Here is a 12,197-nt window from a genome sequence, read left to right on the forward strand (position 1 = left end):
ATCGAGGTAGAAATGGCCGACAAGAATCTCAGTTTCCTCGTCGTCGACGACTTTTCCACCATGCGTCGTATCGTGCGCAACCTGCTCAAGGAGCTCGGATATGCCAATGTGGAAGAAGCCGAGGACGGCGCCGAAGCGCTGGAGCGGCTGCGCGGCGGCAACTTCCAGTTCGTGGTCTCGGACTGGAACATGCCCAATCTGGACGGGCTGGAAATGCTCAAGCAGATTCGCGCCGACGACCGCCTGAAAAGCCTGCCGGTGCTCATGGTCACCGCCGAGGCGAAGAAGGAAAACATCATCGCCGCGGCCCAGGCCGGCGCCAGCGGTTACGTGGTCAAGCCGTTCTCGGCGGCGACGCTGGAAGAAAAGCTCAACAAGATCTTTGAAAAACTCGGGATGTAGGCAGTTGTCCCGAATCCTTTGAATCACGCAATCACGAGGCCAGCATGAGCGATTTTGCCGAAGGCGCGGCGGCGCCGACGCCGGATACCCACGAGCTGATCGGGCGCATCGGCCAGCTCACGCGTGCCCTGCACGACAGCATGCGTGAGCTCGGGCTGGACAAGGAAGTCCAGAAGGCCGCCGATGCCATTCCGGACGCACGCGATCGGCTGTCGTATATCGCCACCACCACGGAACAGGCCGCCGAGCGGACGCTGTCTTCGATCGAAGTCGCGCAGCCGCTGCAGGAGGTCGTCGCGCAGCGCGCGAGCGCGCTCGAGGGCCGCTGGGACCAGTGGTTCGAGGCTCCGATTGACCTCGCCGACGCACGTGATCTGGTCGCCGACACCCGTGATTATCTGCAGTGGGTGCCGGAACAGACGCGCGCGACCAGCGCCGAATTGCATAAGATCATGATGGCGCAGGATTTTCAGGATCTGACTGGGCAGGTGATCAAGAAGCTCGTGGAGGTGGTTCGCCGCATCGAACATCAGCTGGTGGAGGTGCTGCTCGAGCACATCACCGAAGACCATGCGCGCGCGCTCAACGACAGCCGCCGCAATCGCGACGAACGCGATGACGACAGCGCCTTGCTCAACGGTCCGCAGATCAAGCCCGACGCCGCCGATATCGTTACCGATCAGAGCCAGGTGGACGACCTGTTGGACAGTCTCGGCTTCTAGCGCGCTCCGCGCCATGCACCGATAAGCACGCAATAGCGGCGCTATTCACGCGATCGCCGGGCGTATCCGCCTCGGCATAATGGCCACGCCCAGCCTCAGTCGTCGCTCGACGGCGTATTGGATCGTGGATGGCCGAAGACAGCGACGAGGAGAAAACCGAACCGGCAACCCCCCGCCGCCTGGAAAAGGCGCGCGAAGAGGGGCAGGTGCCGCGTTCGCGCGAGCTCGCCACGCTGATGCTGTTGTGCACCGGCCTGGGCGGGCTGTACATGCTGTCCGGCTGGACCGGCCGTTTGCTGTCAGAAGTCATGCGCATGAGTCTGGACTTCGACGCCGGCGCGGCGATGGACACCTCGCGCATGCTCGCCCGGCTCTGGATCCAGGCCACGCTCGCGCTGCAGGCGCTGGCGCCGCTGCTGGGCGCGCTGGCCGTGGTGGCGCTGCTCGCACCGACGCTGCTGGGCGGCTGGCTGTTCTCTGCGAAGTCGATCAAGGTCGATCTCAAGCGCCTGGATCTGTTCAAGGGGCTGGGGCGCCTATTTTCGAGCCAGTCGGTGGCGGAACTGGTCAAGGCCATCGCCAAGTCCGTGCTGGTGGGAGCGGTGGCTGCCAGCTTCATCTATGCGCATATGCACGAGCTGCTCGCGCTGGCCGGAGAGCCCAGCCGCGGGGCGCTGTTGCACGCGCTCGAGCTGGTTGTGGCCTGCTGTGCGCTGATGCTGCTGGCGTTTGTCATCGTCGTGCTTATCGACGTGCCGTACCAGCTGTGGAGCCACCACAAGAAGCTGCGCATGAGCCGCGACGAGATCAAGAAGGAGCACAAGGAAACCGAGGGCGACCCGCAGCTCAAGGGCCGCATCCGCCAGCAACAGCAGGCCATGGCGCGCAAGCGGATGATGAGCGAGATTCCCAAGGCCAACGTCGTTGTGACCAACCCGACCCACTTCGCCGTGGCGCTGGCCTATCGCGACGGCGAGATGAGTGCTCCCAAGGTCGTGGCCAAGGGCGCCGATCATGTGGCCGCCCGTATTCGCGAGCTGGCCGCCGAGCACGGCGTGCCGCAGCTGGCCGCGCCGCCGCTGGCGCGCGCGCTCTACCGGCATGCCGAACTCGAAGCCGAAATTCCCGCGGTGCTGTATACGGCCGTCGCCGAAGTACTCGCCTGGGTGTTTCAGCTCGAACGCCATCAAAACGGCAGCGCCGATCGACCCGCACCCCCGCAGGACATCGAGGTGCCGCCGGAACTGGATACGGCCCTGAATACGGAGAGCGCCGAGTGAATCAGTCCATGACCGCCTTCTTCGGCCGCGCCGGCCTGACCGACATCAACCAGCTCAAGATGCTGGCCGGTCCGGTGCTGATCCTGATGATCATGGCGATGATGATCCTGCCGCTGCCGCCGTTCGTGCTGGATCTGTTCTTCACCTTCAACATCGCGCTGTCGGTGATGGTACTGCTGGTGAGCATGTTCACCACCAAGCCGCTGGATTTCGCTGCCTTTCCGGCGGTGCTGCTGTTCGCCACACTGCTGCGCCTGTCGCTGAACGTGGCCTCCACGCGCGTAGTGCTGATGAACGGACATACCGGCCCGGGCGCGGCGGGCAACGTGATCGAGGCCTTCGGCGCGTTCCTCGTCGGCGGCAATTTCGCGGTCGGTCTGGTGGTGTTCCTGATCCTGATCGTGATCAATTTCATGGTCATCACCAAGGGCGCGGGGCGTATCGCCGAGGTCGGCGCGCGCTTCACCCTGGACGCCATGCCCGGCAAGCAGATGGCCATCGACGCCGATCTCAATGCCGGTCTGATCGACGAGGAGACGGCCAAGACCAGGCGCCGGGAGACTTCGCAGGAAGCCGACTTCTACGGCTCCATGGACGGTGCCAGCAAATTCGTGCGTGGTGATGCCATCGCCGGCATCCTGATCATGGTGATCAACCTGATCGGCGGTCTGCTCATCGGCATGGGCCAGCACGGCCTCGGCCTCGGCGAGGCCGCCCGCACCTATACGCTGCTGACCATCGGCGACGGCCTGGTCGCGCAGGTGCCGGCGCTGGTGATCTCCACCGCCGCCGGCGTGACCGTGTCGCGGGTATCCAGCGACGAGGACGTCGGTCAGCAGCTCATCGGTCAGCTGTTCACCAATCCGCGGGTGCTGTTTCTGTGCGCCGGCGTGCTCGGCCTGCTTGGCCTGGTGCCGGGCATGCCGAATATGGTGTTCCTGTTCTTCACCGCGCTGCTGGGCGGTCTCGGCTGGTGGCTGACCCAGCGCGAACGGACCCGGGTGGCCAGCGCGGCCGCGCTGGTGCCGGCGCCGGTGGCGACGCCCGAGACCCAGGAGGCCAGCTGGGAAGACGTACAGCTCATCGATCCGCTGGGCCTGGAAGTCGGCTATCGGCTGATTGGCCTGGTCGATGCGCAGCAGAGCGGCGAGCTGCTGCGCCGGATCAAGGGCGTACGCAAGAAATTTGCCCAGGAGGTGGGTTTTCTGCCGCCGGTCGTGCATATTCGCGACAATCTCGAATTCGGCCCGCATGCCTATTGCCTGGCGCTGGACGGCGTGGAGATCGGCCGCGGCGAGGCTTTCCCGGGGCAGTGGCTGGCGATCAACCCGGGCCACGCCAGCGGTACTCTGGAGGGGCGCGACGGCGTGGACCCGGCGTTTGGCCTGCCCGCCACGTGGATCGAGGACAGCCATCGCGATCAGGCCGAGGCCCAGGGTTTCACGGTGGTCGACGCGGCCACCGTGATCGCGACCCATATCAATCATCTGCTGACCGTCAACGCCGGCCGCATGCTCGGCCGGGTGGAGACCCAGCAGCTGCTCGACCGCGTGAAAAAAGATTCGCCCCAGCTGGTCGACGACGTCGTGCCCAAGCCGGTGGCCCTGAGCACGCTCACCGCGATCCTGCAGAACCTGCTCGACGAGGACGTCTCGATCCGAGACATGCGCAAGATACTGGATGTGCTCGCGGTCCACGGCGAGCACAGCGCCGATCCCAATGAACTGACCGCCGTGATCCGCATGGCGCTGGGGCGTGCCATCGTCCAGCACTGGTTCGGTGCCGCCGAGCAGCTGGAGGTGATGAGCCTGGACGGGCGCCTCGAGCAGATGCTGACCCAGGCGCTGTCGAACGGCGGTGGCATGGAGCCGGGGCTGGCAGAAACACTGATGCAGCAGACCGAGCAGGCCGCCGCGCGCCAGGAAGAGCGCGGCGTGCCGCCGGTGCTGGTCGTCCAGCACGAACTGCGTCCGCTGCTGACCCGGTTCCTGCGCCGGCGTCTGCCGCGGCTGGTGGTGTTGTCGCAGAACGAGATCCCCGATGACCGCAGCCTGCGGGTGACCACGCTCATCGGCGGCAGCTAGGCCAGGTGCATGTTCGCGAACCCGGCGTACCTGCTGCTGGTCGCGGCGCTGCTGGCCAGCGTGCCGATGGTGCCGGCCAGGGCCGCCGGCAGCTGGGTGGCCGACGCCACCACGCCGACGCTGCGCCAGCGCGGCTGGCGCTATGACACCCGCATCCTAAAGCCGCGCGCGAGCACGCCGCTGGTCGGGCGCGGTATCACGTCGGTGAGCTGGCGTTACGAATTCGGCAACAGCGGCCGGCCGCCGCGGGTGGCGCTATGCGCGGGCAGACGCTGCATCGAGGCATTGACGCCCACCGGGCGCAGTACGGCCTTCGCGGGGCTTGCGCCGGCGACACCGTTTCGGTTCGTGTTCATTCTGCCCGGCCGCGGCATGCTCGCCACGCCGCGGCGCGGCGGGCCGCTGCAGCTGGTGGTGAACTTCGAGTAAGTCCGGCTGCGGCGGGCGCCGCGGATCAGGCGCCGCTGGAGATGCGGCGGCCGCTGCTCGGCGCGCGCTGGCCGTCCGCCGAATACAGACTCTGGGCCGAAATCTGGCGCAGAAAACCCAGGGTGCGCTGGGTGTGATCCAGGCGGGTGCCGATATACAGGCCGTTGAGCCTGTTCAGGGTGCTCGCTTCGTCCACGCGGGCAATGAAATCCTGCCACAGATCGCTGCAGCCGAGCCGTTCTGACAACGCCTGGGCGCCGGCACGATCGGCGGCTTCGCCGTGCGCGATCACCAGCTGCTGGCGCTGTGCTTCCAGCTGTTCGAGTTCCGCGGCCAGCGTGCGCTTGTTTTCGGTGATATCCGACAGCGCATCGATCGCCACCGGCGTAGCCGCCAGGACCGACTGCTCGCGGCCGAGCAGGGCGATGAACTCGCCCAGGCGCGCGTGCTGATGTGCGAGATGAGCCTGAAAGTCGCGGGTCATGGCGGGCTGTCTACTCTTCGATCAGCGCCTTGGCGCTGGCGATGATGCCGTCGGCGATACGGTCGGCGTTGATTTCGAGCTTGCCGTCGCTGATCGCCTGCCGGATTTCGGCCACGCGTGCGGCGTCGATGTCCTGCGAGGTGTCGCTGGCCATGGAGGCCTGGTAGCGGGCGGACTCGCGCGGTGCGTCGGTCTGTTTGGGGGCCTGCGCGCTCGCCGTCTTGTCGAGCTCGCGCACTTCGGTGCCGTTGATATGGCTTCGGTTCTGGGTCGGGTCGATGTTCATGACAGTCATCCTCGGGGTGCATCTCATGCGTCGGATGGCGGCAAGATCGGCCGCAGCAGTTTTTACTTTAATGCCATTGATGCATCTTTTGAACGGCGACCGCCGAGACTCAAACGCGCGTAGCGGATTCCGGGGCGAGGCTAGCGCCCGACCACCACCGTGTTCGCGGCCTCGGCCATACCGCGCACTACGGCGCCGCCATCGGTGCTCACACGCAGGCGACCGCCCCGGGTCGCGCTGTCCAGCGCCTTGCCTTCGGTGGTGATGGAAAAACCGTTGCCCCGGCTGATCACGCGTACGTGCGCGCCGCGTTCGATGACGCGCGGCTCGGCGACCATGGACACGCGCAACGGCAGATCGGCGGCGATACGCCGCACGGCCACCCGGCCGACCAGTTCGTCGGCGCGAGTGGCCACGTTGCCGGCCAGGCGTGTGATCTCGCCGGTGACCTGGCGCAGGTCGGCGGGGCGAATCGTCTCGCCCGGATCGATCGTGCGGGTAGCCACGTAGTAGGGGGCCTCGACCGCCACGTCGGCCTGGTAGTAGCGCAGCGACGGGGCATCCCCCGGGCAGCGCACGCCCACGGTCAGGCGTCCGGCCACCCGCTGAGAACGGCCCGGCAGAAACGGTTCGGGCGCGCGGCAGGGACCCATGCGCGCTGCCGACTCGGCGATGGCGATGTGCAGCTGCTCGGGGGCAGCGTCGCTGTGTGCTTCGAGGAAGGAAACGATGCTGTCCTCGAGCGTGGTGGAAAGGCTGCTGTTGGCTGCAGCCGCCCCGGTCAGGCACCACAGGAACAGGCCGGCAAGCCCTCGTGCTGCCGTCGCGCGCGCAGTAATGCGTCCTGATTTGCCTGGCTTCATCGTATCCCCGGCCCCCTGCCCGATACGGTTGCAACGGCCGGATTGTAGCCCGCGCCCGGCGCGACTAAGCCGCGAAATGCGCGCCAAAGCGGAGCCTATTCGATCGATACGTGCGCGTGAGGCATGCCTAGTATGGCTGCCTGACAGAGCCAATCCGGGGGGGACATGCTCGATCGACTCAACGCGTCGCTCGCCTTCTACAAGCAGGCGCTTGACCTGCGCGGTCAACGCCAGGAAGTGCTGGCCGCGAATATCGCCAACAGCGATACGCCCAACTACAAGGCACGCGATTTCGATTTCAAATCCGAACTTGACCGCGCCATGGGCAGCAACGCCCCGGCCGGCCCCAACGCGCTGACCCTGCGTACCACCGCCGCCGGCCATATCGCCGGTCAGGCGCAGGGCCTATCGGCCGGCGCGGCAAAACTTGAATACCGAAATGCCACCCAGCCCAGCCTCGACGGCAATACGGTCGACATGAACGTCGAGCGCGTCGAGTTCATGGAGAACGCGGTGCATTACCAGGCCAACCTGCAGATTCTGGGCAGCCAGCTCAAGAGCCTGAAGTCGGCCATGCAACCCGAACGTTAAGCCGATAACCGAGAAACAGCGATGGCGATGTACAGCATCTTCAATACCGCCGGTTCGGCGATGAGCGCGCAGTCGCAGCGCATGAACGTGGCCGCGTCCAACATGGCCAACGCCGACAGCGTGGCCGGGCCTGACGGCGAGCCCTACCGTGCCAAGCAAGTGATGTTCGAGTTGCAGGCCGAGCCGGGCAGCGAGATCGGCGGCGTGCGCGTGTCCGACGTGATCGAGGATCAATCCCCGTTTCGCGAGGAATACAACCCGAGCCATCCGATGGCCGACGACCGCGGCTATGTGCAGATGCCCAACGTCAATCCCACCGACGAGATGATCAACATGATCTCGGCGGCCCGCTCCTACGAAGCCAGCGTGGAAGTGCTCAACACCAGCAAGGAGCTGATGTTGCGCACCCTCACCCTCGGCGAATAACCCAGGACTCAGACATGGCCAACGATATTCTCGGCGCGGCGTCGTCCGGTTCGGCCGCGTCCGCCGCCACCGCGGCTGCGGCGGCGGCAAACACAAACGCCAGTGCGGCACGTGAGCGCACCGCGGATCTGAGCGAGCAGTTCCTGACCCTGCTGGTGGCGCAGATGAAGAACCAGGATCCGCTCAACCCGATGGACAACTCGCAGATGACCTCGCAGATCGCGCAGATAAACACGGTCTCGGGCATCAATGACCTCAACGACACGCTCGGCTCGATCACCGGCCAGATCGATACCAGTCAGCGTCTGCAGGCGAGCGCGCTGATCGGCCGCAACGTGCTGGTGCCCGGCGCCGAGATCGGGGTCGGTGACGAGGGCGCGGCCACCCCGTTCGGCATGGAACTGCCCGAGGATGCGGCCGAGATCACGGTCACCATCAGCGACGCGATGGGCACGGTGGTGCATCAGTCCAGCTATGAAGACATCGAGGCCGGCGTGCAGTCGTTCCAGTGGGACGGCAAGGACGCCAGTGAACAGGCGGTGGGCGCGGGCAACTACCAGCTCAACATCGAGGCCGTGAACGCGGCCGGCGAAGCGATCGATGTGCAGCCGTTGTCGATGGGCTATGTCGGCGGCGTGGTCGCCGGTGAAGGCGCGCCGAAACTGGATCTAGGGCCCAAGGGGCTGGTCTCGCTCGACGACATTCGCCAGATCATCTGAAGGAACAGGGCCAGAAAACGAGCGCTGTTCGACGAAATACCGTTCACGCACAGCGTGAATACTTCTTCTCATAACGACACGACAAACGGGGACGAATCATGGGTTTCACGCAGGGTGTAAGTGGGCTCAACGCAGCCGCCAGCGGTCTCGACACGATCGGCAACAACATCGCGAATTCGCAGACCGTGGGGTTCAAGACCGGTCGCAGTGAATTCGCCGATCTGTACGCCGGCGCCAAGACGGGACTGGGTGTACAGGTCAGCGGTATCACGCAGAGCTTCGAGGGCGGCCCGCTGAGCACGACCGGGCGCAGTCTCGATCTGGCCATCGACGGTGGCGGTTTCTTCCGTCTCCAGGACGGCAATCAGACCGTCTACTCGCGCGACGGCCAGTTCCAGCAGACCCGGGACGGCAACATCGCCAACGGCCAGGGCGCGCTGCTGACCGGTTACAACGTGACCAATTTCAACGACCCCAACGCCGCGCCGCGCATCAACGCCGGCGGCAACCCGGGCGCGATCCAGTTGCCGGCGGAAGGCCTCAATGCGCGTGCGACCACCGACGCTTCGCTGCAGGCCAGCCTCGATGCCGGCGCTGAAATCATCGGCGATACCTTCGACAGCAACGATTCCAGCACCTATAACTGGAGTACGCCGAGCACGGTGTTCGATTCGCTGGGCAATGCGCACAGCATCAACCTGTACTTCACCAAGACCGGCGAAAACCAGTGGGCCGTCAATGGCGAGATGCCGCTCAGCGAAGAGTCCTCGCTGCCGCGCACGGTGACATCCGGTGCCGCCTATCCGGGCACGTTCGACCCGACGACCTCCGGCAACGGCGTCACCCGGGACATCAGCGTCACGACAAACGGCACCGATCATCTGTATACGGCGGTCGTCTCCGGCGCCACGGCGGATGCCGGGGGCACCTTTTCCGGCGGCCAGATCCGCTACGTCGAGCAGCTGCCCGAGTCCACCATGGCGTTCGATGCCAACGGCAATCTGACCATGGTTTCGCCGGCCACCGGCACGAAGGCCGACGATCTGCCCGACTCCGCGGTGGCGTTCAACCTGGACGCCGCAAACGGCTCCGCGCCGATCGATTTCACCTACGACTTCGCCGGCACCGCGCAGACAGCGCAGTCCTTCGCTGCCGGCAACCCGGCACAGGACGGCTATGCCTCCGGCTCGTTGACCGGCATTGCCATCCAGAGCGACGGCATGATCCGCGGCAACTACTCCAACGGCCAGTCGCTGAATCTGGCCCAGGTCGCGCTGGCGAGTTTCCGCAACGAGCAGGGCCTGTCGCCGGCCGGCGGCAACGCCTGGACGGAAACTGCCGATTCCGGCCAGCCGGCGCTGGGCACAGCCGGCGTCGGTCAGCTCGGCAATCTGCTGGGCGGCACCCTGGAAGGCTCCAACGTGGATCTGTCCCAGCAGCTGGTCGACATGATCGTGGCCCAGCGCAACTACCAGGCCAACGCCCAGACCATCAAGACGCAGGATCAGGTCCTGCAGACCGCGGTCAACCTGCGCTAGTCGATAACCGTCAACGGCACCCGTCATGGACAGACTCATCTATACGGCGCTCAGCGGCGCGACCCAGACCCTCGATCGGCAGGCGGTGGTGGCCAACAACATGGCCAACGCATCGACGGTCGGCTTCAAGGGCCAGCTGTCGATGTTCCGCGCGGTGCCGGTCAACGGCGCCGGTAACGCCACGCGGACGATCGCCGCCGACACCACGCCGGCGGCGGATTTCGCCCCCGGCGTGATCACCCAGACCGGCCGCTCGCTCGACGTCGCCATCGACGGCGACGGCTGGCTGGCGGTGCAGGCGCCCGATGGCAGCGAAGGCTACACGCGTGCCGGCGATCTCCAACAGGACGCCACCGGGCTGCTGCGCAGCAACGGCCACGCCGTGCTGGGCGAGGACGGCAACCCGCTGGTGCTGCCGCTGCAGGCCGATGTGACCATCGCCTCCGACGGCACCATTTCGGCGCTCGGGGCGGGCGACCGGCCCAATACGCTGGCCCAGGTGGGTACGCTCAAGCTGGTCAATCCGCCGGTCGCACAGCTGGGTCGCGGGGGCGACGGGCTGTTCCGGCTCAAGACCGCGCAGGGCGAGCAGGCCGGGCCGGTGGCCGCCGACGACAGCGTACGCGTGGTCAGTGGCGCGCTCGAGCAGAGCAACGTCAGTCCCGTCGAGTCGATGGTCGCCATGATCGGCAACGCGCGCCGCTTCGAGATGCAGATGAAGATGATCAGCACCGCCGACGAGAACGAACGCGGCGCCAATCGTCTGTTGTCGCTGACCTAATCACAAACCGGGCCGGCCCGCGCATGCGGGCGGCCGTCATCACGTCGTGCCGGCCTTGCCGGGCGGCTCACGGGGGGAATCGCCATGATCCGTTCACTCTGGATCGCCAAGACCGGCCTGGAATCGCAGCAGGTCAAGCTCGACACGGTTGCCAATAACCTGGCCAACGTATCCACCAACGGCTTCAAGCGCTCGCGCGCAGTCTTTCAGGATCTGCTCTATCAGGACATGCGCCAGCCCGGCGCGCTGTCGTCGGTACAGACCAATCTGCCGTCCGGCATGCAGGTCGGCTCCGGCGTTCAGCCGGTCGCGGCCGAACGCCTGCACACCCAGGGCAACCTGGAAGCGACCGGCAACTCGAAGGACGTCGCTATTCAGGGCAAGGGTTTCTTTGCCGTGCAGATGCCCGACGGCACCACCAGCTTCACCCGCGACGGCGCTTTTCAGATCGATCAGAACGGCCAGCTGGTCACCGCCTCGGGTTTTCCGGTCGAGCCCGCCATCGTGATTCCGCCCAACGCGCTGTCGATCAGCGTGGCCCAGGACGGCACCGTATCGGTGACCCAGCCGGGGACGTCCCAGAACGTCGAAGTCGGCCAGATGCAGCTGAGTACGTTCATCAATCCGACCGGCCTGCAAAGCGTCGGTGACAATCTCTATCGCGAGACCACCGCCTCGGGCCCTCGCAACGACAGTATTCCGGGCCTTAATGGCGCCGGGTTGCTGCGCCACAAGTTCGTGGAAACCTCCAACGTGAACGTGGTCGAGGAGATGGTGGACATGATCGCCACCCAGCGCGCCTACGAGATCAACTCCAAGGCCGTGGAAACCTCCGATCAGATGCTTCAGCGCCTGGCGCAGCTGTAAGGCAATGCGGGACACACATGCATTCTCGTTGTTAGCCGAACGCGGCGTGCGCATGCTGCGCCTGATCGGGGTTCTGCTGTGCCTGGGCGCACTCGGCGCCTGTGCCCAGTTGCCGCGCAAGAATGTGGTGGAAGGCCCGACCAACACGCCGCCGGCGCTGCCGGTGCCGGCGCCTTCGAACGGCTCGATCTTCGCGTCGGCCTATACCAAGCCGCTGTTCGAGGACCGCCGGCCACGCCAGGTCGGCGACATTCTCACCATCGTGCTCGACGAGAACGTCAGCGCGACCAAGAGCTCGGCGGCCAACGCCAGCCGCAACGGCTCACTGGCGTTCAGCCCGACCCGGGTTCCGGATCTTTTCGGGAGCCTGCTGGATGGCCAGGATGCGGACATCAGCGGCGATACCACCTTCGACGGCAAGGGCGGCGCCAACGCTTCCAACACCTTCGTGGGCACGATCACCACGACCGTGATGAACGTGCTGCCCAACGGCAATCTCGAGGTCGCCGGCGAGAAGCGTATCGGCATCAACCAGGGCATCGAGTACATCCTGTTCTCGGGCACCGTGAACCCGCGCATGATCCGAGCCGACAGCACGATCACCTCCAACCAGGTCGCCAACGTGCGCCTGGAGTATTACGGCGACGGCTATATCAACGAGGCCCAGAACATGGGCTGGTTCCAGCGTCTGCTGCTCAACATCTCTCCGTTCTGAGGATCACGAT

15 protein-coding genes are annotated in these 12,197 nt (G+C 65.8%); 12 read left to right on the forward strand and 3 right to left on the reverse strand.

Going from position 1 to position 12,197, the window contains the following annotated elements; all coding sequences use genetic code 11:
• Positions 1 to 12 precede the first annotated feature (12 nt).
• From cheY to ACFOSU_RS09740, 5 genes are all read left to right on the forward strand, one after another.
• Complete coding sequence (cheY, locus tag ACFOSU_RS09720) at positions 13 to 402, forward strand: chemotaxis response regulator CheY (RefSeq protein ID WP_380688897.1); 390 nt, start codon at positions 13 to 15, stop codon at positions 400 to 402.
• A gap of 44 nt (positions 403 to 446) precedes the next feature.
• Positions 447 to 1,124, forward strand: coding sequence for a protein phosphatase CheZ (gene cheZ, locus ACFOSU_RS09725; protein ID WP_380688899.1), 678 nt, complete (start codon positions 447 to 449; stop codon positions 1,122 to 1,124).
• Between the two features lie 128 nt (positions 1,125 to 1,252).
• On the forward strand, positions 1,253 to 2,404 hold the full coding sequence (gene flhB / locus ACFOSU_RS09730; RefSeq protein WP_380688901.1) for a flagellar biosynthesis protein FlhB: 1,152 nt from the start codon (positions 1,253 to 1,255) through the stop codon (positions 2,402 to 2,404).
• A gap of 8 nt (positions 2,405 to 2,412) precedes the next feature.
• Positions 2,413 to 4,488, forward strand: coding sequence for a flagellar biosynthesis protein FlhA (gene flhA, locus ACFOSU_RS09735; RefSeq protein WP_380689240.1), 2,076 nt, complete (start codon positions 2,413 to 2,415; stop codon positions 4,486 to 4,488).
• A 9-nt stretch (positions 4,489 to 4,497) separates the two neighbouring features.
• Positions 4,498 to 4,917, forward strand: coding sequence for a flagellar protein FlhE (locus tag ACFOSU_RS09740; RefSeq protein WP_380688903.1), 420 nt, complete (start codon positions 4,498 to 4,500; stop codon positions 4,915 to 4,917).
• A gap of 25 nt (positions 4,918 to 4,942) precedes the next feature.
• Here the strand turns inward: ACFOSU_RS09740 and ACFOSU_RS09745 are convergent, their stop codons facing one another.
• From ACFOSU_RS09745 to flgA, 3 genes are all read right to left on the reverse strand, one after another.
• Positions 4,943 to 5,401 carry a flagella synthesis protein FlgN gene (locus ACFOSU_RS09745; protein ID WP_380688905.1) on the reverse strand — a complete coding sequence of 153 codons (459 nt, stop codon included), beginning with the start codon at positions 5,399 to 5,401 and terminating at the stop codon, positions 4,943 to 4,945.
• A gap of 10 nt (positions 5,402 to 5,411) precedes the next feature.
• The gene (gene flgM, locus ACFOSU_RS09750) at positions 5,412 to 5,687 is read right to left on the reverse strand and encodes a flagellar biosynthesis anti-sigma factor FlgM (RefSeq protein WP_380688907.1); all 276 of its coding nucleotides are present in this window, start codon (positions 5,685 to 5,687) and stop codon (positions 5,412 to 5,414) included.
• A 140-nt stretch (positions 5,688 to 5,827) separates the two neighbouring features.
• On the reverse strand, positions 5,828 to 6,550 hold the full coding sequence (flgA, locus tag ACFOSU_RS09755; RefSeq protein WP_380688909.1) for a flagellar basal body P-ring formation chaperone FlgA: 723 nt from the start codon (positions 6,548 to 6,550) through the stop codon (positions 5,828 to 5,830).
• Positions 6,551 to 6,715: 165 nt separating this feature from the next.
• Between flgA and flgB the strand changes: the two genes are divergently transcribed.
• The 7 genes from flgB to ACFOSU_RS09790 all read left to right on the forward strand — a co-directional run bounded on the left by flgB (position 6,716) and on the right by ACFOSU_RS09790 (position 12,187).
• The gene (gene flgB / locus ACFOSU_RS09760; RefSeq protein WP_380688911.1) at positions 6,716 to 7,141 is read left to right on the forward strand and encodes a flagellar basal body rod protein FlgB; all 426 of its coding nucleotides are present in this window, start codon (positions 6,716 to 6,718) and stop codon (positions 7,139 to 7,141) included.
• Between the two features lie 21 nt (positions 7,142 to 7,162).
• On the forward strand, positions 7,163 to 7,567 hold the full coding sequence (flgC, locus tag ACFOSU_RS09765; protein WP_380688913.1) for a flagellar basal body rod protein FlgC: 405 nt from the start codon (positions 7,163 to 7,165) through the stop codon (positions 7,565 to 7,567).
• Positions 7,568 to 7,581: 14 nt separating this feature from the next.
• Positions 7,582 to 8,286 carry a flagellar hook assembly protein FlgD gene (locus tag ACFOSU_RS09770; protein WP_380688915.1) on the forward strand — a complete coding sequence of 235 codons (705 nt, stop codon included), beginning with the start codon at positions 7,582 to 7,584 and terminating at the stop codon, positions 8,284 to 8,286.
• Positions 8,287 to 8,384: 98 nt separating this feature from the next.
• Positions 8,385 to 9,824, forward strand: coding sequence for a flagellar hook protein FlgE (gene flgE, locus ACFOSU_RS09775; RefSeq protein ID WP_380688917.1), 1,440 nt, complete (start codon positions 8,385 to 8,387; stop codon positions 9,822 to 9,824).
• A gap of 25 nt (positions 9,825 to 9,849) precedes the next feature.
• Complete coding sequence (gene flgF / locus ACFOSU_RS09780) at positions 9,850 to 10,605, forward strand: flagellar basal-body rod protein FlgF (protein WP_380688919.1); 756 nt, start codon at positions 9,850 to 9,852, stop codon at positions 10,603 to 10,605.
• An 84-nt stretch (positions 10,606 to 10,689) separates the two neighbouring features.
• Positions 10,690 to 11,472: a flagellar basal-body rod protein FlgG gene (gene flgG, locus ACFOSU_RS09785; RefSeq protein ID WP_380688921.1), complete on the forward strand. Its 783-nt coding sequence runs from the start codon at positions 10,690 to 10,692 to the stop codon at positions 11,470 to 11,472.
• A 4-nt stretch (positions 11,473 to 11,476) separates the two neighbouring features.
• Positions 11,477 to 12,187, forward strand: coding sequence for a flagellar basal body L-ring protein FlgH (locus ACFOSU_RS09790; protein ID WP_380688923.1), 711 nt, complete (start codon positions 11,477 to 11,479; stop codon positions 12,185 to 12,187).
• Positions 12,188 to 12,197 lie beyond the last annotated feature (10 nt).

The sequence above is a fragment of the Salinisphaera aquimarina genome (genome assembly GCF_042643355.1).
GTDB lineage: Bacteria > Pseudomonadota > Gammaproteobacteria > Nevskiales > Salinisphaeraceae > Salinisphaera > Salinisphaera aquimarina.